This window comes from Pedobacter sp. UYP24, from assembly GCF_054057295.1.
The window spans coordinates 81,470-106,213 of the sequence record NZ_JBSRZD010000008.1 but is presented as its reverse complement, the minus strand read 5'-3'; the positions used below and the strand labels follow the sequence as shown (position 1 = coordinate 106,213).

At 37.6% G+C, this 24,744-nt stretch carries 19 protein-coding genes; 7 read left to right on the top strand and 12 right to left on the bottom strand.

The window, feature by feature from the left end:
* Nucleotides 1–7: 7 nt before the first annotated feature.
* Nucleotides 8–646: an NAD(P)-dependent oxidoreductase gene (locus ACVWYN_RS14265; RefSeq protein WP_457289542.1), complete on the top strand. Its 639-nt coding sequence runs from the start codon at nucleotides 8–10 to the stop codon at nucleotides 644–646.
* Between the two features lie 79 nt (nucleotides 647–725).
* On the opposite strand, the gene ACVWYN_RS14260 is transcribed toward ACVWYN_RS14265, so the two are convergent.
* Genes ACVWYN_RS14260 through ACVWYN_RS14250 form a run of 3 tightly spaced genes read right to left on the bottom strand, consistent with a single transcriptional unit; the run spans nucleotide 726 to nucleotide 4,010 of the window.
* The gene (locus ACVWYN_RS14260) at nucleotides 726–1,139 is read right to left on the bottom strand and encodes a DUF695 domain-containing protein (protein WP_457289541.1); all 414 of its coding nucleotides are present in this window, start codon (nucleotides 1,137–1,139) and stop codon (nucleotides 726–728) included.
* Nucleotides 1,140–1,190: 51 nt separating this feature from the next.
* Nucleotides 1,191–2,855 carry a hypothetical protein gene (locus ACVWYN_RS14255; protein WP_457289540.1) on the bottom strand — a complete coding sequence of 555 codons (1,665 nt, stop codon included), beginning with the start codon at nucleotides 2,853–2,855 and terminating at the stop codon, nucleotides 1,191–1,193.
* On the bottom strand, nucleotides 2,856–4,010 hold the full coding sequence (locus tag ACVWYN_RS14250) for a hypothetical protein (protein ID WP_457289539.1): 1,155 nt from the start codon (nucleotides 4,008–4,010) through the stop codon (nucleotides 2,856–2,858).
* 167 nt (nucleotides 4,011–4,177) lie between these two features.
* Between ACVWYN_RS14250 and ACVWYN_RS14245 the strand changes: the two genes are divergently transcribed.
* Together ACVWYN_RS14245 and ACVWYN_RS14240 are read left to right on the top strand one after the other, a co-directional pair.
* Nucleotides 4,178–6,220, top strand: coding sequence for a sensor histidine kinase (locus ACVWYN_RS14245; RefSeq protein WP_457289538.1), 2,043 nt, complete (start codon nucleotides 4,178–4,180; stop codon nucleotides 6,218–6,220).
* Nucleotides 6,217–6,630: a response regulator gene (locus tag ACVWYN_RS14240; RefSeq protein ID WP_457289537.1), complete on the top strand. Its 414-nt coding sequence runs from the start codon at nucleotides 6,217–6,219 to the stop codon at nucleotides 6,628–6,630. The genes ACVWYN_RS14245 and ACVWYN_RS14240 overlap by 4 nt, the downstream gene beginning before the upstream one ends.
* 140 nt (nucleotides 6,631–6,770) lie before the next feature.
* On the opposite strand, the gene ACVWYN_RS14235 is transcribed toward ACVWYN_RS14240, so the two are convergent.
* Nucleotides 6,771–7,820, bottom strand: coding sequence for an LruC domain-containing protein (locus ACVWYN_RS14235; protein WP_457289536.1), 1,050 nt, complete (start codon nucleotides 7,818–7,820; stop codon nucleotides 6,771–6,773).
* A 106-nt stretch (nucleotides 7,821–7,926) separates the two neighbouring features.
* Between ACVWYN_RS14235 and ACVWYN_RS14230 the strand changes: the two genes are divergently transcribed.
* Complete coding sequence (locus ACVWYN_RS14230) at nucleotides 7,927–8,391, top strand: low affinity iron permease family protein (RefSeq protein ID WP_457289535.1); 465 nt, start codon at nucleotides 7,927–7,929, stop codon at nucleotides 8,389–8,391.
* Nucleotides 8,392–8,519: 128 nt separating this feature from the next.
* On the opposite strand, the gene ACVWYN_RS14225 is transcribed toward ACVWYN_RS14230, so the two are convergent.
* Nucleotides 8,520–9,338, bottom strand: a complete 819-nt coding sequence (locus tag ACVWYN_RS14225; RefSeq protein ID WP_457289534.1) for a hypothetical protein — start codon at nucleotides 9,336–9,338, stop codon at nucleotides 8,520–8,522.
* Nucleotides 9,338–12,040, bottom strand: coding sequence for a carboxypeptidase-like regulatory domain-containing protein (locus tag ACVWYN_RS14220; RefSeq protein WP_457289533.1), 2,703 nt, complete (start codon nucleotides 12,038–12,040; stop codon nucleotides 9,338–9,340). The genes ACVWYN_RS14225 and ACVWYN_RS14220 overlap by 1 nt, the downstream gene beginning before the upstream one ends.
* 168 nt (nucleotides 12,041–12,208) lie before the next feature.
* Between ACVWYN_RS14220 and ACVWYN_RS14215 the strand changes: the two genes are divergently transcribed.
* A complete protein-coding gene (locus ACVWYN_RS14215) occupies nucleotides 12,209–13,471 on the top strand; it encodes a 6-bladed beta-propeller (protein ID WP_457289532.1) in 1,263 nt (420 codons plus the stop codon).
* A 6-nt stretch (nucleotides 13,472–13,477) separates the two neighbouring features.
* A complete protein-coding gene (locus ACVWYN_RS14210; protein WP_457289531.1) occupies nucleotides 13,478–16,321 on the top strand; it encodes a carboxypeptidase regulatory-like domain-containing protein in 2,844 nt (947 codons plus the stop codon).
* 3 nt (nucleotides 16,322–16,324) lie between these two features.
* Here ACVWYN_RS14210 and ACVWYN_RS14205 read toward each other — a convergent pair whose 3' ends face one another.
* From ACVWYN_RS14205 to ACVWYN_RS14185, 5 genes are read right to left on the bottom strand one after another with little or no spacing between them, the layout of a single operon-like run.
* Nucleotides 16,325–16,822 (bottom strand): DUF6265 family protein, encoded by a 498-nt coding sequence (locus ACVWYN_RS14205; RefSeq protein WP_457289530.1) that lies wholly within the window; start codon nucleotides 16,820–16,822, stop codon nucleotides 16,325–16,327.
* Between the two features lie 60 nt (nucleotides 16,823–16,882).
* Nucleotides 16,883–17,329 carry a DUF1569 domain-containing protein gene (locus ACVWYN_RS14200; RefSeq protein ID WP_457289529.1) on the bottom strand — a complete coding sequence of 149 codons (447 nt, stop codon included), beginning with the start codon at nucleotides 17,327–17,329 and terminating at the stop codon, nucleotides 16,883–16,885.
* 9 nt (nucleotides 17,330–17,338) lie between these two features.
* The gene (locus ACVWYN_RS14195; protein WP_457289528.1) at nucleotides 17,339–18,343 is read right to left on the bottom strand and encodes a beta-propeller domain-containing protein; all 1,005 of its coding nucleotides are present in this window, start codon (nucleotides 18,341–18,343) and stop codon (nucleotides 17,339–17,341) included.
* A gap of 8 nt (nucleotides 18,344–18,351) precedes the next feature.
* Entirely contained in the window at nucleotides 18,352–19,524 is a 1,173-nt protein-coding gene (locus ACVWYN_RS14190) for a PQQ-dependent sugar dehydrogenase (protein ID WP_457289527.1), read from the bottom strand.
* Between the two features lie 40 nt (nucleotides 19,525–19,564).
* Nucleotides 19,565–22,333, bottom strand: coding sequence for a glycoside hydrolase family 2 TIM barrel-domain containing protein (locus ACVWYN_RS14185; protein WP_457289526.1), 2,769 nt, complete (start codon nucleotides 22,331–22,333; stop codon nucleotides 19,565–19,567).
* A 154-nt stretch (nucleotides 22,334–22,487) separates the two neighbouring features.
* Between ACVWYN_RS14185 and ACVWYN_RS14180 the strand changes: the two genes are divergently transcribed.
* Nucleotides 22,488–23,513 carry a LacI family DNA-binding transcriptional regulator gene (locus tag ACVWYN_RS14180; protein WP_457289525.1) on the top strand — a complete coding sequence of 342 codons (1,026 nt, stop codon included), beginning with the start codon at nucleotides 22,488–22,490 and terminating at the stop codon, nucleotides 23,511–23,513.
* 1 nt (nucleotide 23,514) lies between these two features.
* Here ACVWYN_RS14180 and ACVWYN_RS14175 read toward each other — a convergent pair whose 3' ends face one another.
* A complete protein-coding gene (locus ACVWYN_RS14175; protein WP_457289524.1) occupies nucleotides 23,515–24,744 on the bottom strand; it encodes an RNA polymerase sigma factor in 1,230 nt (409 codons plus the stop codon).

Here is a 24,744-nt window from a genome sequence, read left to right as displayed (position 1 = left end):
AGAAACAATGAATCAGAATATAAAGATAGCCATCTTAGGTGGTGGTGGAAGAACTGGGCAATACCTCATTGCTCAACTAATAGAAAATGGTTTTAGCATTAAGGTACTACTCAGAAATCCAAATACTTTCCAAATCAAGAGCCCATTAATAGAAATAATTCAAGGGGACGCAATTGACTCAATAGCAGTCAATGATCTGTTAGAAGGCTGCAAATGTGTAATAAGCACCATAGGACAGCGCCCAGGTGAACCATTGGTTGCTGAGCAAGTGACAAGAAATATTTTAAATGCAATGGCATCTCATGGTATAGCCCGATATGTTCTTGTAGCTGGTATCAATATTGACACGCCTTTTGATAATAAAGGTTCTCAAACAATTATTGCCACGAATTATATGAAAACAAACTTTCCCATAATTCAAGAAGACAGGCAAAAAGCTTATACTCTTTTGGCCAATAGTAATATTAATTGGACATTGGTACGAGTACCTTTTATCGAATTCAACACGGGAACAGGTGACGTGTGTGTTAACCTGGATGATTGTTTAGGAAATAAAATAGATGCCGGCAATATTGCTACCTTCCTCATTAAACAAATTTCTGAGGATACCTATTTCAATAAAGCTCCTTTTATTTACAATTCTTAAAAAACAGTATGGGTTGTTGCCAACCCATACTGTTTTTTACCATGAGCCATCAGAACGCAAATGGTTGGAATTAGTTTCCCTATCTGCCATAAAGTTTTATAGGATATTCGTCTAGAAAATCCCATTCCGAATCATTTGAAATATCAAATTCTAACTGTTTGTCACTATGATTATTTTTCAATAAATCAAATGCTTGTATTGCTTGTTTTGAATCTTTAACGTAGTACCAATAATTCCTTGCACCGCCATAGGTTTCAACTAAAAATATGATACCATTATCGATCAATAGATTAACGGTTTCGTCATCAAAATCAGACAGCGTTTTATTGTATTCAGGTGATGGAAGTCCATTTTCTTTGACTTTATCGAAATTATGTGTTATACAAACTCGGTTTTGGTTGTTGCTTTTAAATAGCCATATATTTTTATATTTAGGAACCCTTAAATAAAGCGGAAAGCCTTCGTATTCTGTTTCTGTTGTTAACCATTCCATTTGCATAAATTTATTTTGGATATACCGTGTGTAAACATCAGCCTTTAAATCTCACTTAATTACCATAGTATCAAAAGCACAATTTAGAATTTTACCATTCCTCTTTGTCTGCACCCAGATCCGGTACTTTCCTGGCTGTGGAAAAGTATAAACGAAACTGATATCGTCCATTTTATGGTCCCCATTTCCTTTATTGCTGCTTTGCATTCCGGCCATTAAAATCTCATTGCGCTTAGTTTCATCCATTGCATCCAAACTAGCTACAAACCTATTAATACTGTCCGCAAAGACATTTGGCTGTGGCAAATATTTATCTATTGGCTGATGGAAAGCAATCCTATCCAACATTGCTTTTTGAGCGCCCATAGAATAACTGCCGGTAGAGTGTAGATGGTTGTAAACGCTGCCATCATCTTTGAGGATAACCGCATGGGCAGGCATTCCTAAATAGGGTTCTAGCTTAGCTGGCTTCTTATTTTCATCAAGTATTTGAAATTTCAGCGTAGTTAATTTTCCAGCCTTAATTTCCTCTCCTGGCCCTTGTAGCCACACCGCGGTAGATCCGTCTGGTAATTTGGATTCTATGCCTGGCAAACCGCACAACAACGTAGGTACAAGATCTCCTGTCTTACTATTTCTCATTATTGAATTCGTGGTAAAGTAAGTATCGTCTTTATCTGAGGTGGGTGCTGTCTCCTCGTTACTTACTATTCGATATTTAACTTCTGGAATAACAAGGGTGTCTACAATCGTTTCAGAAAAGCCGCTAAGACGGGTAATGTCCGCATATACCCAATACTTACCTGGAGGTAATTTAGGGGCTGAAGTGACAAATGTTATTGAATCAAGTCTTCGAGGATGCAAGTGAGCAAAGACATCTAAACTACCCGCCCTAATTAAAAAAAAGTGCATCAGCTTTCCATGATCTGGCACCAGGTAATTCATATTGCGACTAATCCGCATGCTTTTTCTTTGTGCCATCTGCTTAAACGCATTGGTATCAATAACCATCGTAAGCACGCCATTTTGTGCGTTTACTGTTGTAGTGGCCTGTATGGGCTGGTATAAAAACCGATTATAATCGTTGGCGGCAGCATTCCACCATGACCTTCCACCCCACAATATCAACACCAATATTACCAATGTAGCAACACCTCCTATTACTCTTTTTCTCCGCAATTTAGGAGTTAATTTTTCTGCCGGGTTAAGCTGACTATCGCTAACGCTAGACATAATAATGGTAACCATCAGCACCACCAAAAATACAGCCATCAGGAACAGTCCCCATCCTAAAGCAGCTGGCATACTGCGCTTTGCAGTGGACAGGGCCATTACCGGAATCACCACTGTGCCTTTACCCAAAGGTCCATTTACAGTAATGTCTATACTTGATGCCCCGGCACTCATCATCCAAATCTTCATGTCATACTTCCCTGGCTCTAAAGCCGATGCCTGAGCGATATCTGCACGGGGTGTGCCATCAGCCCCTACGAACCAAAAAACCGGTTTGGCGCTGATTTCTACACCTTTACTGGCATTTTGTAAATAGATGGTAACCGCCGCTGTGCCTGGTATTACGTCTGGTGGTGTGATGTTTACAAGGAGTTTATAAGGGCCTGCGTTGCCTTCAAAAGTTACACCCGGACTACCAACATGGGCATTGCTGCAGATCGATGATAATAAAAATCCGATCAGTATAATTAATTTTTTCATCATTTAACGTTTTACAGATTTCATCCACTTGCCCCAGGTTAAGCCCAACCATGCAGATGCTGATGCGATCAACATGGCTATTGCAATACCCTTGATAAATGCTGCCATAGCTTGTACATGCCAAGGCGCAAATGCGTAACGGAATTCCCAATTAGGATCTGCACCATAAAACCATGATGTAGTTCCGAAAACCCAGTTGCGGGCATAGGTAGACATTAGGAAATTACCCATTGGCCAGTGTACTGCTAGAAAAACGAGTATAAAAGCTGGCCCCAAAATCAAAGCTTTTACAATTTCTTTCTTACTTTGCATTTTGTTATTTAGCCAATCTATTGCCATTGCGGGAAAAATAAGTAGCAGCGGAAAGTTAAAGCTCTGGTAATGTGTAATGTGATTTAGCACCGGACCCAAACGTGGTTCGGCAGCAAAAAGCGGTAAAATCCAAACCATCAGGGCCATTACTAACATATAAATAGCCGTAGTTTGTGTAGCAGCCCAGCGACTGGGCGACGCAACAGCCACCGCAACAAGCAGTAGCGGAAAAATCAATCCTCCAACTATATAGAAAAATGAGGCGTGCATGTCATGCCTGCCAAAATATTCTGAAGAGATGGTAAATATCATAACCAGCATAAAACCTGCTGATAGCTTAAAGCTCCAGTTCAATACTTTTTTTACGGAATCTGATGATGTTGCCAATCGGTTTTGATAGGCAAGTACACTTACCATGGCACCAAACTGAACGGTAATCATACCCAGTAAAAGTATCGTATGCGGCGGGGAAAGTATCTCTATATCAAGCCCAAAAGTATTGTGCCACCAATCGTCAAATGGCGCAGAAGTGATCATGGTAAAGGCTCCCCAGATACAAAACAGCGCGCCTAAAGAGCCGTAAAATATATTCCAGAATCGTACAGAAATGTCCTTTTCTGCCGCAGTACCAGCAAAGGTAAGTCGGAGGACATGATATCCTGAAAATAAGCCTGCCGTTACCGCACCCAAGTAGATGAGTAAATGCGGCGGAGAAAACAACCCATCTCTACCAATACTGGTGTGCCAGGAAATATCCCATATCAGTCCCACAACAATACTCAAAGATGAGAAGACTACTGCATAAATATAAATGGGAACGATGCGGCTTGACGTAACAGAATTCATTTGCTTGAAATTTTATTAAATGTAGGTATTTTTAAAAAACTTGCAAATACCAAAGAAAAATTGTTTAGAATAATGTTAAATTTTTAACTTTCTAAAGCATTAATATAATTAATATTGCTGTTAAATTGATATATTTATAAAGGTTACTTTAAAAGAAATTCTCTGCTATGGTTTTCAATAATTTACGCAAAGTGAAATTAGGAGGCCTGTTTTTGTTAACGGGGTTTTTTGTAATGTTTTCTGCAGCGGTGGGTTTACTTGGCTGGTTGGTTGGCATAGAAGCTTTCAAAAGTATATTACCATACTACCCTACTTTGAAGTTTAATACAGCAATGTGTTTTATGATTTTGGGAGCTGCATTTAGCCTGTTCATTAAAGCTGAGATCAAAGTACTTAAAATAGTTTCATATACACTATTGATTGTCCTGGGTATTATATCAGCAATAACTTTAGCACAAGATTTATTTAATTTTTCGGCGGGGATTGATCAATGGGCAATTAAAGATATGGAAATGATTAAAGCACATGGAGCTTTTCCCGGCAGGATGTCTCCCCCCAGCTCATTATCTTTCTTTTTGATGTCCATATCGCTATTAGGATTGAGTATTAAAAACCATCGCATTAATTTTTTTGCGCAATATGGCTTGCATTTGGTTTCTTTAATAGCCTTTATTTCAGTCATTGGCTTTTTGCTTAGTGTTCCTTATACTCCAAAATTAACGTTTTTCTCTTCGATGGCGATAAATACATCGGCAACTTTTTTGTTAATTTCTGTTGTTGCCGCAAATCTAAATAGGAACCTGGGCATTATGCGTGTTTTTGCTGGTGAGGAAATTGGAAATATAATCGCTCGTAAGCTCTTCCCTCGTTTAATAATTATCTTATTAATTTGTGCCTACACTAGCATGTGGTTGCAAAGACATCAGTTTATTAGTCCGGAATTTGGGGAGTTGATCTCTATAGTTTTATTTGTTTTTGCTGCCTTGTTCTTATTTAGGGGAGTGTTAAGAAATATGAACAGTCTAGATTTTAAAAAATCTGCAGCAGAGGACGAAATCAGGTTACTGAATAAAAATCTGGAAGAAACAATTTTGAAGCGTACATCAGAATTAAAACTTAGTAATGACCTTTTTGTTAAAATATTTAATTCTAATCCTGCTGGAATAGCAATTAGTAAGGTGGATACAGGGGAATATAGAAATGTTAACCCCGCATTATTAAGCATATTAAAATATACCAAAGAGGAAATGATTGGTCGTCTTTCTACAGATTTGTTGGTAATTAACGCCGAAACACGCCAGCATTTGATGTCTATTTTGGTAAGTGAGGGTAGGCCCGCAAATATTGAAATGACCTTAAAAGACAAAAATGGATCCACCAAACACTGTCTTGTAACGATGGAAAAATTTGTTGAACATGATCAGCAATACATGATGTCTTTCATCTATGACATTACAGATCGTAAAAATGCGGAGGAAAAACTCGCCATAGCATACCAGGAAACTGAAGGACTCGCAGTTAGACTTACCGGGCGAAATAAACAGTTGCTCAGCTTTGCTCACATTACTTCTCACAATTTACGATCGCCAGTTAGCAACCTAAATATGTTGCTCCTTTTTTATAAGGAAAACACTAGTGCTGAAGATCAGCAACAACTTATTGAAAAGATAGATACGGTTGTAAATCACCTAACTACAACCTTGGATGAGCTGCTGGAAACCATAAGTATTCAGGAAAATACAGAAAAGAAAAGACAAGAACTGTATTTTGATCAGATCTTTAAATCGGTTACGGACATCCTGATTGGAGAACTTTTGGAAAGTAAAGCCGTAATCAAATCAGATTTCTTAAAAGCACCGGTTATTTTATACCCGAAGGTTTATCTGGAAAGCATCTTATTAAATCTGGTTTCTAACGCCATAAAATATCGGTCGCCAGATCGTATACCTGAAATTACGATCATTACTGAACTAGTAAATGGTGAAACCGTGCTAACTGTAACAGACAATGGACTAGGTATAGATTTGGATATGCATGGAAAAAATCTTTTTGGTATGCGTAAAACTTTTCACCGGCATCCAAATGCAAAAGGACTTGGGTTATTTATTGTAAAAACCCAGGTAGAGGCTATGGGCGGCGAAATTTCTGCAAAGAGCGAGGTAGAAAAGGGTACTACATTTAAAATTATTTTTAATAAATTGGAATCATGAGAGAACTACTAAACTTGTGCTTTATTGATGATGATGTTATTTACCAGTTTACGGTTAAAAGATTGGTAACCAGTAAAAATTTAGCCGATAAATTATGGTTATTTGATGATGGTGAAGCTGCAGTAAAGTATCTGTTTGATCAAAAGCAAAACGCTATGGAATTGCCTGATATTATCTTCCTGGATATTAATATGCCCATAATGGATGGATGGCAATTTTTAGCAGAGTTTAAAAAATTTAAAGAAAAAGTAGCTAAACCAATAACGATTTACATGGTAAGCTCATCAAACGATAGCAGAGATTTAGAGCAGGCTAAATGCATTGAAGAAATATCAGGATATCTAGTTAAGCCACTAAGATTAGCGCAACTAGAGCAGGTTATTAATGATTATTGGGAAAGTGGTATATAAATAAAATAATGAAGCTGCCTAAAAAAATAACTACCAACAACACATTTCCAATCTAATTAATTACCTATATAAGGTTTTCAAAAGTGAACGCACTGCTTGCAGTTATTTTTAGGAATTAATATTTGATTATTGAGGTCTCTCTATTTTTTATAGATCAATTCGTTATTTCTGTAATCAGAATTCAGATTAGAATACCAATCTGGAAAAGATTTGCCTCCAGATTCTGCCCATTCTTTAAAATGAAGATAGGCCTTAGATATATCTGTATACTCGACTGGATAACTAAATGTACCTGCTGGTAAGTTTATACAAAAAGGAAGACCTGTTTTTGTTACATAATATTTGCCAATGCTTAGATCGCTAGCGTCATCAAGTGTACCAAAAACTTTAAGATCGGCTAAAGCTGTTGGTGCTTTCCCTAATGCATGAACTTCCCTTCTTGACGCACCTACATAGTTAAATATAAATCCATTGTAATCTGTGCCAAACTTGTCTAGTTCTGGTCCATCTATTAGGTCGAAAGTTACGCTGTAGTTTTTAGCTTGAGCAGTAGGTGCGCCTAGCACGGTATTCCAAGCAGATAATTCTTTGTGAGTATCTGTAAAAAGTATAATCACAGCCTTTGGCTGCTCTGCTTCCAGCACGGCACCTTTCAACTTGCTAACCATGGCACGTGGAATAGGAAACTCTACACCAAATCCATTAGAGGTTGAACCTCCTGCCGCTGCTAAAGAAAATTCGCCAGTTACTTGTACTACAATATTTTTTGAGTTGGTAATCGCATTATACCTTGCTGTTATCACTAAGTCGTTAACATCATAATCGCCCATAATTGGCCATTGATCTTCAAAAGCAGAAGTTGATCCACCCTCTGCCGCAGAATAGTTATTATACGCCTTGATGTAAATTGATGTGATTAGGTTAGACAGATAAACTTTAGCTTTAAATGGCGCAATTAAAGTTGCAGAACCTTTAGTAAGTAGCTTTCCTGTTGCTTCATTATAGATAGAAACAACATGGATAGCATCAAGCAAGTTAATGCTTTTTACACCAATAGTGAAATTGATATTTCTGGAGTTCTCCCAGGTAAACCCTGTTGGAACTTTAATGTCGGTAGTTGCTTTTACTGCTTTAATGGGATCTGGTTGTATAGCATTCTTTTTACAAGAAACCAATACGACAGATGACACCAATGCAAGATTGAGTAAAAATAATATTAGCTTTAATCTTAAGAATTAAAGACTTCTTAAACATTTTCTGTTTCTTTTGGTTATAGTTAAAATACAAATTTACATAATGAAAAAAAAGGGAAGCTTCTTTGAGAAAATTGCGAATAGAATAACAAGTTGGACGGGTAGCGGACCAGCCTTTGGTACTGCCGCACTTATTGTTGTTGTTTGGGCGTTTAGTGGTCCTGTTTTTAACTACTCTGAAACCTGGCAACTGGTGATTAATACCGGAACTACTATTATTACTTTTCTGATGGTATTCCTGATACAGAAATCTCAAAATAAAGATGGCAAAGCCATACAACTTAAGCTCAATGAGTTGATTGCGGCGTCCAGATATACTAGCAATCGTTTAGTAGATATTGAGGACTTGTCAGAAGATGAGCTGGATGTACTAAAAAAATATTACCAAAAGCTAGCCGATGCTGCAGAAAAGGACGGCGATATTCATAAGTCTCACTCTATTGATGAAGCTGTGAAATTAGGCGATGTAAAAGGTAAAATAAGGCGAACCGGCAAAGTAACAGTTTAGTAATAGTTTATTGATCTGTAGGTTACGTAAGATGATTTAGATTAAAAGCATAGATTCTTTCAATAAAACAATCATGTTGTGAATCAAAGAATAGTTCCAGTAATAAGATATAATATAGCAAAAGTTTTTTACTTCGATTGATATTGGATAATCCGAGTGGTTAAAAAGGTGATTTTCCTGCTCTTTGTTACCATTGAGGTCCAGTTGCGTAGTTCATCTTTAATATAGGAATACTCCTTTCTTCGATCAAAACTACCTGATGCATTGTACCTCCAGTCTGACAACAGATTGTTGTCATCATCATGCCAAAATTTAGAGAAATGAAGCACGTACCCTGTTAAGGCGTAAACGCGTTCACTATATCTATTGCCCTGAAGATCTGAAGTATAAACAGCATTGAAGCCTTGCGACAGGGTATCTAATACAAAATGACTCCTTGCTATTAGGTTCTTTGTGTCATTATATTTATAGTTGTCTCGGTACACCTGTTTATTTCTATTGTTATAAGTAACTGATTCTAGAAGTAAGTGATCACGATTATAAACGTATCTGGTAAGGTAGTTTACGTCGGCAGATCTGTATCTTTTGGCAGCCAGGTTTTCTCTATCATCGTACACATACCTGATTGTAAACTTCTTGCCTGTTTCCTGCATTAGTAACTTATTCTCATATTGGTAGGTAATGGAGTCTGCTACCTGGTTACTGTCTATGGTGTCGTAAATGATACATTGCTGCAGCACACCGCTGGCGTCAAACTTAAAATTGCGCTTTACTACCAGCGTCTTATTACCTAAGGAGGTATCGTAACAGTTTTCGAAAAATGACTTTACCTTTCCATTTAGCTTCTGGCTGTTGCCTAAAACTGGAAATTGAGCATCGCTATTGGTTATGTTTAAGCCAATTAGTAAAGTTGTGGTTAGTACAAAATAGATTAATCTTCTCATCATCACTTTACACTAAATCTAAAAGTTTTGCGACCGATAGCACCTGTTGCGCTAATTCCTTCTATGGCAAACCTATAAGTACCCATAGGCATGTTTTTGTTTAATTCTACCTCTATATCACCTTTGTCATCAGGATGCACGCTTGAATCCCAATAGAGTGTATAAACAGATGACTTTGATACATTCGTGCCGTCAAAGGCATATTTCGGAACATATAGATTAGCCGTTTGACTATATCCCTCTGGAATGTAATAGGTAAAATCTGGTATGTAGGTATCTAAGTTGGCGTATTTTCTTTTGGTGAGGATGAGTATGGAAGCCTTGCCGTTACTTGATATCGTGTTGATTAGTGCTAGATTAGTACGTACTATATCTACCTTTCCAACGTCCTCTGGTTGTATTGTGTTGTTATCAAAAATACCAGCAATTTCTACGGAATCGGTTACCAATCTGCCATTTAAAATAACGTTCATAGCACTATCTCTATAAAATGGATAGCTCATTACCGATCGATAGAGTTTAAACTGGATGCCAACAGTTAAGCTATTTAGGCAACTACCCAGGTTGGCGCACTTTTCTGCAGCGTTTAAGTAAATGGTTTGATCTGCATGACCCTCAGGTATCTGTATGGACGACTGGCGCACGTAGGCTATTCTATCAACAGCATTTGACTGGATACTCACTTCTTTTAATGCCCTGGATCTTGGGATAATTGGTAACTCGTCATTTGCACCATTTGTTGATTTAATATCTGGATAGAAAAGTGGTATTGAAGGGCCATTTCTACTTGGCGTAACTAGTTGTGGATTGGGGTTATCCATACTAATCCTAATCTTTTTGGTATTTTCAGGATATTTAGCTTGAACAGTAAACTTAACGCCATTTAGGAAATTAAGACTATCAACGGAAAAGCGGCCATCCTTACCGCTCATTACCTCTTCCATGATACCAGCGTTTAAAGACAATAGTGTTACCCTTGCATTTATTGCTGCAGAACCAAGGGTATTCCTAGCGATGCCAGTTACCTCAATCCCTTTAAGCTCTGGCTTAAAAAGTGGTGCCTTTGGTAAAGTTGAAAGGGAATATTCTTTGACTGAAGGTGAATATTCTCTGTATCCTTGAGTAAGCATCAGGTTGTCTAAAGCCTCATTTACATTAGCGCTATCCGACATGAAATAATAATTAGGCGATTCAATATAGCCTTTCAACTCAGGCGACAATAGTAAACTGGAATAGATCGAAGTCTCTTCTTGCTCCTTAATTTGGAATTCTTCTCTGGATATGGAGATGGATAAACTAGCAGAGGTATCGATTTTACCAGCCTCAGATGCCTTTATATTAAGCTTAACCGGTTGAGTTGCCGAATAGCTAATTTTATTAGAAGCTAGATTTAACTGCAGCTTTTTGCTATTCTTTATAAATACTATACGTTGAGCATAGACAGTGCCTGAGTTGGTTTCCAATGTAATTTGACAGATGCCGTAAGGCAGGTTATTCTTATTAAAAGTTAGCGCTTGGTGCGCTGATTGCTGACGAATAGGTTGCTCAGTTATGGTATTACCAGCGGAAGTAATCCTCAAATGAAGCGAATCTGTATTGGTAGGTATAAAACTATTTAATTTAACAAAAAGGCTGTCGTCAGTTTGCGTTACCGCAATAGTGTAACCTTCTAATTTAGGTTGAGGTAAGTTGTATTTTTTTTGTTTAACATCTTCGTTATCAATAACTACAGCATAGGTATGTCCCTTTTCAGGTGTAAACATAAAGCTACCCATTCCTGCAAAATAGCTCTTGAAGGTAGAAAGCTTCTTACCCAGCTCATCAACCAATGTACCACTGATAAGCAAGCCTCTCCCATCAATACCTATGGCCTTAAAACCTATTTTAATTGGCATACCATAAATTAATGTTCCACCTTCCGGCAGAAACTGAAGATCTATGTCCTTTAAAGCCGTATTAATTGCGAATGACTTACTAATGGCCATCTGATTTTTAACTTCTGGATAAGTTTCCAGATAGGATGAAGTGGGCAGTCTACTGGTTTTAGCTGGTATATTTATTTTTAATAACCCATCAGCATCTGTTTTTTCGTTGCCGCTATTGGCTGTTTCATGGTTGGTAGATAAACGGTAACGCACTGCAGTATTTGCCATTTTATTACCACTTGGATTGGTAATTCTAATGTTAGCACTAAGTGAAGGTATACCTGCTGCAGTTTTATATTCAAAAACAGGATTAGCAGAAAGCTCGCCAGTGAATGGATTTAAAATAAGTAATGTTTTGTCGAAGAAATAATCGGTAGAGAAGTTACGCATCCACTTGGTGTAAGCACGCAACCTGATTAAGCCTTCTTCTAGATCACCACTTAAGGCAAAGTTGCCATATACTACACCATTTACAATTTCAAGTTTAAGGCTTTTTTGCACAGAATCCCTTTCGTTGATGAGATCTATGTATAAAACTTTACTTAATGGACTATTTTTCTGTGCAGTGCTACCCGTAATATAACCTTTAAACCAAATGGTATCGCCTATGGAGTAGGAAGACCTGTCTGTATGCAGGTGCACACGCTCGGTCATGGCTTTAGCGGGTCCCAGTTGAGCAACAGCATTTGTTGGAGAAATTAGAGCTGCAACTATTATAAAGGCAAATAGTGCACCTATTCTGTTAAAATGAAGTTGGAGTGAAAGCAAGTTTGAAAGCATTTTTGGTGGCATTTAAAATATAGCTGTAATAAGGTTAAGCACTAATATTACTACATACGCAATGATCAAATATAAAGGTTTGAAATGTTAAATTTTCCTAAATAACTGTGGTTTATTTGTTACAAAGGGGTTAAAATAATATCTTTAGTAAACCAAATGAATACTCTTATGTTTAAAATCGCTCTCTGCAGTGTAATTATCTGCACACTATTAGGCGGTCAGGTTATGGCCCAAGCAAGCAAAATTGATAGCACTGGAATGGTAACACTAAGAATTGATCCTTCTAGTGCCAGAGGTGCTGCTGTATCACAACTCTTTGATGAAGTAAACTTTATTCCTTTAGAAACTACAAAGGAAAGTTTGTTTGGTTCAATTAATCAACTGAAAATGACCAATGAGCATTATGTCATTTACGATTACGAAACTAAGGCTGTATTAATCTTCACTAAGGAAGGAAAGTATATTGCTAAAATTAATGCCAGCAAAATAGAGAAAGACCCAGCTGTTAAGGACCAGAGTTTTTACGGCTTTAATATTGTGACTCAGGATGGTAAATCATTAATCCAAATTGCTGCCGGTAAACAGGTTTATTATTTTGATTTTGATGGAAAACTGGCAAAAAAAGTACCTATTATTAAAGATCCACTTAACAAAGAAATAGATTACACCAACTATAAAAAATTTAGTGATGGTACTGTTATAGACCAGGGATTCCTTGAAAAAAATGATAAAGACAGCACCTATTATCACCTCAGTTTAATTAAAGACAAAAAACGAGTAGAGAGCTATTTTTCCTATAAAACTACAGACTATAAAGATGACGAGAGATGGCACGGTGGAAGGTTGTATGACTATGGCAATCCTGACGAATATCTTTATATCAGGAACTTCTATTATAATATTTACAAATTAACATCCAAAAACTTATCCTTGGCTTACCGAATCCTTTTTCCAGCTGGAAATTCTTTGCCTATGGATTTTGATACCAATCCTATTTACAAAGGAAAAGGCTATGAGTATTATGACAAAAATAGAGATGTTTTTTATGAAATGACCAATAGTTATCTCCATTACAACAACCTGTATTTTCAGGTTAGAAACTGGAACTGGAGCAGAGATGAAAAAAAAGCTTTTATCTATAATTTGAAGACAAATGAATTGACGTCTGTTGCAGATATCGAGCCTGATTCCACTTCGCAATTCTTACCAGTTACTGATTTGGCATCGCAGTATGATTTTACAAATAGAGGCTTCCACATCGTGACTCCTGAATATTTTTACAATAGTTATTCATCCCTAACACTTTTTACCGCTAAAGAACAAAACGAGGATAAAAACAGAAAGTATAACGCCGTTTTAACTCAGTATTTTAAAACACAAAACAAGAAAAGCAACCCTATAATTATCCAATTAAAACCAAAGAAAAATTAACGCTCCATGTATAAAGTAATTTCTATAACGCTGGCATTTCTGTTCAGTACAGCCTTTTTTACGCTTAAGGCACAACAAGCAAACCCCACAAATCCGGGAAGTGCAAAAGGTATTGTGAGGGATACCGCACAAAATTACGTACTCAAATCTGCAACTGTATCTGTCTATAAATCTGCAGATAGCACTTTAATAAGCTATCAGGTAACGAATAATTATGGGGAATTTAATTTTAAGAACTTACCTGTAAATGTTTCACTGAGGCTTGATGTTAGCAATATAGGTTATGCCACTTCCAGAAAGACATTTACGATACCAGCAGACAAGAATACGATTAACCTGCAGACCATTATTGCAAACCGGAAGGACATTAATTTGGATGATGTGGTAATCTCTGTTCCTCCCATAAGTATGAATGGTGATACGCTTGAATTCAATGCCGCTGCATTTAAATTGGATAGCAATGCGGTTGTTGAAGATTTGCTAAGGCAAATACCAAACATCACGCTGTGGGGAGACGGACAAATAACTGTAAATGGAAAAGAAGTTAAGAGTTTATTGGTAAATGGTAAATCCTTTTTTGGTGGTGATATGAAGCTTGCCACTCAGAATCTGGCCAAAAATGCAGTGCAGAAAATACAGGTGTACAACAAATCCAGGAGTCAACAAAGTACTAATCCAGCCGATTCTACCTTAGAAATGAATATCAAGCTGAAAAAGGGTAAGGATATTGGGTTTTTCGGTAAGATTGGTGCAGGATACGGCACCAATAATAGATTTGAGACGGATGCCAGTATAAATATGTTTACACCTAAAATGCAATTGGCTGTTGTGGGGGCAATGAATAATATTAATAAGATTGCCGACAACACAAGTGACCTAATGTCTAACAGCACTTTTAAGGGTGTGGGAACAAATGTTGAATACCAGCCAGATTTTCGGTCGGAAGGAATTACAAGACCTAGTGCATTGGGCGCAAATTTTACTTACAATTTTATAGAGAAACCTACTTATGAGCTTACAAATACGCTAAAATCAAATTACTTTTTACAAGATAAGAACACCAATTACCTATCGGATGTAAAAACTACTACCTCTGTTAATAGTACAGATAAGGTAATTGAGAATAGCAATACAAACAATCAGTCTTCTAACACTACTCAAACGTTTGATTCAGAATATGAGTATAAAAAGAAAGGTCATAATTTCAATTTTTCTCAGGCAGTAAACCTTAGTCATGGCGACAACACCAATCAAACCTTCCGAACAGCTAGTAATTTACAGGATATTTTAACCAGTACCAATAACTCTTTTAACACTGGAAACTACAATAATAAAAACTTTAGGTTTAGTGGTAACTACGATTATTCTCCTTATATCATTACCGAAAAGACTAGGTTTACTGGGCTTCGTGCAGATTATAATTTAACCACTTATAACAATGAAAATGATCGATTGAACCTCACAGAGTTTAAATCTTTTAAAGGAACGGCGGCTAACCAAAAATTTAATAGAAAATATAACTCCCTGGCTGATGGTCTTAGACAAGAACTAAACTTTACTATACCAGATATAAAAAGGATTATTTTTGGCACTAAAAACTACTCTACGTTTAATATTAATTTGACCAATAAACTAGTAATCAACTCAAACAAAAACAATAATAAAGTACAAGATCTGGATACTATAAGTAATATTTATCGTACCAATTCGTATTTGAACAATCAATTAACAACAAGTGTTATTGAGGAAACGCCTGGTTTAAATTTACAAAAGAGTTTTTACAAAAGGTTATCAAATAGATACAATAAGTCACTAACAATCAAATTTTCTCCCAAAGAATTGTTAGTGAGTCAGGATAATAAATCTGATCGTTCGTTTCAAAACATAAAACGCAACTACAGCAGGTTTGCTCCAGATGCAGGAATAAGTTATAATAATTATCAGTATGGTGAATCTTCCAACAACTATGATCTAAATTATAGAACAACAATGAAGCTGCCTGATATTAACCAGCTAGCCCCGTTAACCGATAGTAGCAACGTCTATTATCTGGAAAGGGGAAATCTTAACCTTAAAGAAGCCGTTCAGCGCGAACTGTCTTTTAGTTTCTATAAATATGATCAACGTAGTAAAAATACCCTGAATTACTCTCTAACAGTAAGGGCAGGTATGATTGCTCATAATATTGCAGATAGTTTGATAATTGACGAACAGAACAGGCGTACAGTTTATCGCGTCAATGCTGAGGGTCATAAATATATTAATGGGGAAGCAAATATTAGAAAGGCACTTAAGTTGAAGTCATCAGAATTGCAGTTTAACATTTATAATAACTTCAATGTCAATAAAAACCCAGGCTACACAAATGGCGTGTTTACCTACTCCAGCAACTTAAATACTTATACCAGTGGTGGGATAAACTATACGTACAAGAGTTATTTAGCAATGGCACTTAGCCAGTCTTGGTCTACATACCGCTCAAAACAAGAAGCATTTAATACCCAGTACAGCGGAAAAACTGTTGGAACAACTTTAACTGCCAGCTATAACATTACCAAAAAGCTTACTTTAAATAGCAGCATCAGTAATAACAATAGTTCTTCTTCAAACTCTAAAAACATTACATACACCATCTGGAATGCCAATATGGTTTATCGTTTTCTTAAGGGTAATAATGCAGAGGTCAAATTTGCTGCCCTGGATTTGTTAAGACAGAATACCAGTGTGATCAACTACGGTAATGCTAATAGTTATACTATAGGTACACAGAATGTTTTGAAGCAATACTTTATGACAACACTGTCTTATTACCCAAGGCAGTTTGGTAAGAAAGCAGCCGCTAAGAAATAGCGGCTATTTTACTTTATTGAATACAAATAAGTCTTTATAGATCCATTTTCCATCTTCTTCAGTACCTCTTGCAATTACAAATTGGGTACCAGAGCGTTTTTCATATAAGATCCTTAAGCCTCCACCCTCTTTCTGAAAGATGGCTTTGTCTTTGGATGCTTCAAGAAACAGATACCGGTCTTGTTTATCTTTTTCTTCCTGACCAATTAATCCGGGTTTGAAATGCTTAACCATAGATACTAAACCATCAGCAGTTTGCTCATAAGCCAATATTTCGTACAAATCGGGATTGGCACCATGCATCATTCTCATAAAGCCAAGCATGTTCTCTCCTGAAGGAGGTAACCAAAAGCCTTCTATTGTTTGCCCGTCTGGCATGATGGCTTTCCAGTTTCCCTGGATAAAACTCACATCAGCAATCGTGCCTTTTGCTTGTGCCTGAAGCTTAGGGGAAATGCCAATAACCATTAACAAGAAAAGTAAAATGCGTGTATATTTCATAAGGCTCAAGAATTTGGTTTCTTAAAGATAGGAATTACAAGCAAATATTGATTGAGGATATTAAGCGCCAAATTGACGCAAGTGATGATCCGCATGTTTGTACACAAATACACCCACTTGATCTTTGGTCATTTTACCGAAAAACCAATGTAATAGTAACGGATTATTGTAATTAGCATACGCATTGATTAAACCAATCCATTTGTTCTTTTCTGCCGCTATATCTCCATCGGTTTCTTTAATTATGAAATCCGGACTGGTAGGTGCATTTTTATGCATAGGGACATCATCGTTTATTAATCCCCTTAATACCCAGGGACCAATTATCCTTCCCAGCAGTGTACGCTTATAAGCAGTAAGGCCTAAATACATTTCTTCTGCAACATTGCAGTGCTTAAGCATTTGGATAACATTCATTTTACCCCATTCTGCCTTATTATTTTCGCTAAGCGAGTTGATTCTATGTATCAACTCGCTTCTTGTAGCTTCATCAAATATTGTTTTCATTTATGTCACCTATTTTATACTGCCAAAATGAACATGCTCTGTAATTCCATTGGGATCATTGAGTAACTGGAAAGTAGTGGACGGGCCAAGGTTAACTGGCGCATTCCATGATCTTAATGCCCATACAATCTTTTTATCTGGGGTAACTTCCACAGCTTGCACAGGCTCATTTCCGGCAACTACTTTACCATCCCACTGGTTAAACCAATTGTTAATGAGTGTATTCCCATTGGGTAGGCGCATCGCAATTTGAGGACTCGTAAGTTTATAGTCCTTCACGTCATCTAAAAGGTATTCCCATACTACATCACCTTTTCTATTGAGCTCTTTTACAAACCGTTGGTTACTGGCTACCAGTAAATTACCAGAAGGTAATTGTGCTGCCGACCAAACACTTGGTACATCTATTGAGGATAAGATTTTTCCATCCAAATCGTACTCATTTACCTTTGCTAGATCCATGTGTGCGATAAGTAAAGTGCCTTCCTTCGTTAAACGGGCATGGCGAATTTGTCCGTGGGTGCCGCTTTTAAAGGGGATAGCAAATTCCTTGACCACTGTATTGGTTTTGATGTTCATTACACAAACCTTGGCAGGATTGCCGTTTTGAACAAAGATTACATGGTCTTCACCAATTGGCTGAGCGGTATGGGTTTCGAAACCATCTGGTGCATCGTATTTCCATAGCACTTTTTTATCCTTGTTTATTAGCGTAATGCCAAATTGATGCGCAAAAAGTACGTTTCCATTTGTTAGCATAACTGCATCACTGATCTCTCCCTTGCCTACTGTATCAATGTAAGACCAGGCTATTTTTCCGTTTTTAATGATGTACATGTTGCGGGCTTTAGCCTCACCCGCATAAAAGAAATCAAATTGCTTTAAGCCTTTCCCTGGTAACTCTTTTGGGGCAATAACAGCGGTTTGCGCAGAAGTTGAATTTGATAATCCTATGAGTGCAAATAACAATGGACATAAGTATTTAAATCCTGCTAAAGTTGTTGTCTGTTTCATAATTAAGGTTATTTAGTGATTTTGAAAATAACGCCATTTGAGTTACTAGGACCAGTATCAGGATTGGTAACCATATAAATTTCGCCATTGTTATTTTCACCAAAACCAGTAACTTTTAAGCCTTCAGGAATGTTAGATAAAGTGATATTTCCCCTCTGCCAAGCTGTACCAACCTTTTTAAGGTACCACATTGGGCCTGTCCAATCGGCATACACATACTTGCCTTTTAACAAGGGAATAGTCTTACCATTATATACGTAGCCACCTGTTACAGAAACTCCTTCGCGGTGCGGATACTCCATAATAGGCATAATGATACCTTTAATATCACAGCCAGTAGCTGGATTATAACAATGCGTTCCTTCTGTAATGCGCCAACCGTAATTACCACCTTTCTTTACAATATCAACCTCTTCCCATAAATCCTGACCTACTTCACCAGCAAATAGTTGTCCTGATAATCTATCAAATGAAAAGCGATATGGATTACGGAAACCATAAGCAAAAATCTCTGGCTTGATGTTAGGCTGACCAACAAAAGGGTTGTTTGCAGGCACTTTATATGGTGCTTCTGTATTGATATCCACACGGAGAATCTTGCCCAACCAGGTAGTCATATCTTGTCCGTTACCCGCTTCGCCATGCTTATCGCCTTGTCCGCCTCCATCTCCATAAGAGATGTACAGATAACCGTCTTTACCAAACTGAACGCAACCACCATTGTGGTTACCATCAGGCTCATCAAGAGCAAGAATCAATTTCTCACTGTTTATATCTGCTATTCCAGAAGCACCCAATTTAAACTCAGCTACCACACCTTTGTGGTTAAACCCAGGAGATGGCGCACTGTAGTACACATAAAACTTCCTATTGGTCTTAAATTGAGGGTGCAAAGCGATACCTAGCAATCCGCGTTCTTCGTAACCTTTGTTCAGCTTTGGAATTTTGCTACTTAGATCAAGCACTGCTGTTTCACTTAGCTTACCATTTTTAATGGAACGGATTTTACCAGTTTGTTCGGTTACCCAAATCTCTCCGGCAGTAGGAAAAGCAATTGCTGTAGGTGCCACAAGGCCCCCAGAAATTTTTTGAACCTTTAGGGTAATAACAGGAGGTTCTGCTGCAATAACAGGTTGCATTAACGTAATAATGCTGATGCCCAGTAAAGATAATATTTTCATAATGAGTTGATATATTGTGTGTTATTTTATAAGTTATTTTTTACTTGCCAAAATCAAACCATAAAGTACCTGCAATAGCACTTCCGTCAAGTTTGGCTTTCTGACTTTGCGGACCCATTGATTTTGCTGACTGAAATTTAGTGCCGATAGCGCTAATGTTTTGTAAGAATCCAAGGCTTCCAGCAGGAAATGGGGGCTCTACATTATTGTTATCTAAAGCAGCCTTTTCTCTGGCAGGTTTTAGCATTTGAAAGTATAGGTTTGGATCTGTTGTATAAACCGTAAAAGGGGATTCTTTGGTTTCTATAGTCACCCAATTCACTTCTGAATGATAACCTTTAAACTCAGGGTAATTCCACGTTTCACCGGTTATGGTATTGTTATAGTCTTTATGGAATACGGCAAACTGCTGTCCTTTTAACCTGTTCTGCCAAACACGGTAAGGCCCTCTACCCAACCACTTCATACCAGTAATCTTTTCTTCTGGATAATTAAAGGTGATGCCAGAGAAATCAAACTCACCTTGTTGTTTGTATGCATATTCTAGTTTAGCGTGCTGTCCGGATTGGAAAGTCCATTTAACATGTAACGCACCTGCACCCTCATAATCTGATTCAACGATGTATTTACCGTTATCCGCCTTGTGGCTAAATGCTTTTAATGTTGTTTGCACACCTGCTAAAACTGGTCCGCCAGAAAGATAAATAGTACCACCTGGTTTAACCACCTGCTGGATATACCCTGTTGATTTATCGAAGTAATAGCTAAGTCCATCACATTTTACGGTTAGTACTTGTCCCTCTTCTATCGCCGATGGTTTTGCACCAGCGCGATTTGAAGCTATTAATGGATTGGCCTTTTGAGCCACAATTGATGGTGTAGTGATAGACCAGCTCCAGGTAAAAATCTCTTTCTTATCAGGCCCGTATGCAGTTAAATATAATGCATCGTTTGCTCTCCAGTTTGCTGGCAATGCCAGACTAAGAAATCCTTTTTCTCCTGGCTTTAGATTTGACGGTACAACTGAACCACTAGCTTTTACCATTGCATCAATACTTGTTGATCCTGGTAAAGGAAAATTAACCAGTTTCCATTTAAAGGTGCATTGGTTTAAATTGGTAAAGGAATACCTATTCTCTACAGGAATCTTACCATTAAAAGCCCCATTAATAGGTTGTGGATTGATATAAACTGGCGACCAGATTTCTTTTATGGTATAAAAACTACCTTCCTTTTCTCTATGCGGACCAACAATTCCATCTGGAGCATGGTTACCGTCAGTATCATACGCGCCATTCTTATCGGTACGGATAACTGCCTCATCAGCAAAAGCCCATATAAAACCGCCTGCACCATGAGGATGTTTTTGCATCTCTGACCAAAAATCATCTAAAGCTGCACCCGCCCCGCCATCGTAAAGGCCGTGCATAAACTCAGTGGTAAAGAATACTTCCTGACCGCTGGCCGTAGTTTTAACAATGGCATTATAATCTGGATAATGATGGGTATCTGTACCGTTAAACTTCTCCCAAGGGTGAATTACCGTACGTTTCTGTGGATCATATAACGCATAATCGTTATCCAGTTCCCTGTTAAACCCACCCTCATTTCCATTATCCCAGAATAATATAGCAGGGTGGTTAACATCTCTAACTACCAGCTCCTTAACAAGTTTACGCCCAACCTCTGTATCATAAAACGCTTGCCAGCCAGTTAACTCATCCAAAACGTATAAACCTAATGAATCACAAACCTCCAGAAAATCCTGATCTGGCGGATAATGAGACATCCTTACCGCATTCATATTCATTTCTTTCATTAAACTAACATCCAATAAATGAACACCATGACTCAAGGTTCTTCCAGTTTCTGGCCAAAAGCTATGTCGATTGCTTCCCTTTAATATGATCCTGTTTCCATTTACATAGAGGCCATCATTTATACGAAGCTCTACCGTACGGAAACCGAACTTTTGCGTAACGCGATGTAGAACTTGTTTCTTATTCTTAACGCTTACCACCACCTGATACCTGTTAGGAAACTCAGCACTCCACAAAGCCGGCTTTACAAAATTAGCCTTCAAAGAGGCGTGGTCGGTACTTGTATTAGACACAACAACAAATGACTTACCAACGTTTTGCCCGTTTAGTTTTTGCACTTGCGCTTCAATAGTTTCATTGCCCTTTAAATGAAGTGGGAATACATCCATTTCAAAAGAACCATCAGCCTTTGCATTGATGGCCAATCGGTCTATAAACACCTCAGGCACAATCTCTAAGTAAACAGGTCGGAATATACCACCAAACACCCAAAAATCGCTCTTGCGTTCTGCCCTATTTATTGAGGCATTGGCAGATGTTTTATCAACCATAACCTCCAATAAATTCTTACCAGAAGGTTTAAGCAGATCAGTAATATCATATTTAAAGCGATAAAAACTACCTTGATGTATTGGTCCCGCTAGTTTACCATTGATCATCACTTTAGTATCAGTCATTGAACCCTCAAATACAATGTAAACCTTTTTACCTTTCCAGTTTTCAGTTAAAAACTCGTGTTTATATTGACCTTGTTCACTAGCCTTATTGTTATCGTGTCCGTAATTATAGGTACCAAAACCCTGCAACTCCCAATTTGATGGGACAGCTATTTTTGTCCAGACCCCGCTTTTTCTGCCAGCAGTGCAGTAAAAATCCCATTGTACGGTATTATCTTTATCGATACCTGAAAGATACTTTACTACAGTACCCTGCGAGAATGCACTGAAACAAGATATAGTGAGCAGTAATGGAAGCAATATTTTTTTCATAGGGATCTTTTAGATTACAATTTGGTTAAATACAATAAGAAGCAAGATTAAATAGTAGCAGGCTACAAAAAAAATATAGGTGTGATTAAAACTACGCAATCGTTACCAAAAATAAGCATCTTGCAATAACTATTGAATTTAGCTATAATTGTCTATGTACCGAGCTACCACGATCAAACAAATAGCCGAAGCCTTATCCGTTTCTATCTCAACGGTATCAAGAGCGCTGAGCGACAGCCATGAAGTAAGCGCAGAAACGAAAAGAATAATCCGCGAATACGCCGATAAGATCGGTTACCAATCTAACCCCATTGCAGTTAGTTTAAAAAGGGGGAAAAGCAATGCTATAGGCGTATTGCTATCTGATGTGGCGAGCAGTTTTTTCTCGCAGGTAATTAATGGCATTGAATCTATTGCTTATAAAAAGGGTTATCACGTGATCATCACCCAAAGCCATGATTCTTTTGAGCGCGAAGTAACCAATATGGGCCACCTTGCCAGTAGGTCTATTGATGGGATTTTAGTTTCTATGTCCTCTCAAACCACTAACTATGATCACATAACCAACCTCCACGAGCGGGGAATGCCAATTGTATTCTTTGATAGGATACTCGATGAGATTGAAACCTTTAAAGTGACTACCGATAATTTTAAAGCTGCTTACGAAGCCACAGAACTTCTAATAAAAAAAGGCTACAAAAGTATAGGCCATCTTACCAATGCACCCCAGCTTTCCATTACCATTGAGCGCCTTCATGGTTATCAGGCAGCATTAGCAGCGAATAATATTCCTTTTAATGAGGGATTGGTATATTATTGTCAGGAAGGTGGCAGAAACCCGGAAGAGATTGAAACAGCGGTTGCACATTATTTAACTGACGAGGTTAAAGCTGATGCGTTGCTGATATCCAGCGATCGGATCAGCACTTCCGCCATGCGTGTTTTAAATAGATTAGGCAAAGCAGATGAATTAACTATAATTGGATTCTCCAATTCTGATGTAATAGACCTATTGTCGCCCGGCATATCTTTTATCCGCCAGCGAGCATTTGAGATGGGGGAAATTGCTGCTGAGATGCTGATTAGGGTTATTGAAAGCAAATATCCGGTATATGAATTTGAAACCAGATTGCTGGAAGGAGAATTGCATTGGAAAGGAAAAGAGAGAGTGCAGGACTAATTTAACTATTCAGCTTCTTTATACTATTTAAAATGTTTGCCTTATCAGCTGTTGAATTTGCCAGCTTTAATGCTTGTTGATAATGATACAAAGCCTTTACATTATCCAAACTGGTGTATAAGTTTCCTAGTAGGGAATGGTAAAAATGGTTATCAAACAATTTCAGTTTTTCTGCTTCAACTATTGCTTCTTCACAGCTGTTGGCTTTAGACAGTGCATAGGTTCTATTTAAGGCGGCAATTGTGGTGTATTCTAACATGAGCAGTTCGTTATATAAATCAAGAATGCTCATCCATTTGTTTTTTGTGTCCTCATGTTGGGTGTGCCAGTACGCAATACCCGCTTCCAAATGGTATCTTGATAAACTACTACCAACTGCGGCTTTATTTAAAAAAACTATCCCTTTTTCTATTAATTGCTTGTCCCATAAACTATCGTTTTGATCCTGATACAAAATCATTTCTCCATTTTCATTAGTCCGCGCTGCAAAACGTGAAGCATGAAAACACATCAATGCAAACAAAGCATTTACAGATGGATGGTTGGTGGTTTCGTTTTCAATAAGTAATTGCGTTAAACGCATGGCCTCATCACACAGCTCTTTTCTTAACGTCTCTTCTTGTGCAACGGAATAGTAGCCCTCTGAAAACAAAAGGTAGATTGTTTTTATAACCAAGTCTAACCTGTTTGTAATGTCTAGTGCAGAGGGTTGTCCAATCTTAATACCCGAAGCCCTCAATTTTTCTTTTGCACGTTGCAACCTTTTGTAAACTACGTCTTTATTAGTCAGAAATGCATCCGCAACCTCTTGTATTCCAAAGCCGCAAAGCAAATTTAAAGCAAGGGCTATTTGAGATTCCTCAGAAATAATTGGATTACAAACCGTAAATATCATAGCCAGCTGACTGTCAACTATGTTTTTATGAGAGAAATCTATATCAATCTCTTCAATATGCGAGTTAGTATAGGTCAACACTGCAAGCTTTTGCTCCAAAAGGTTATTCCTTTTTAGATAGTTCTTAGTTTTATTTTTAGCAACGGTATACAGCCATGCTGTTGGATTTTCTGGAACACCTTTAACGCTCCACAACTCAGTAGCCGATAGGAAAGTATCACTAACTAGATCTTCAGCAATTTCAACATGCTCAATACCAAATAAATAACAGAGTACCGAAACCATTTTCCGATACTCTGTTCTAAATAAATGTGGTAGGAGCACTTGATTGTTCAC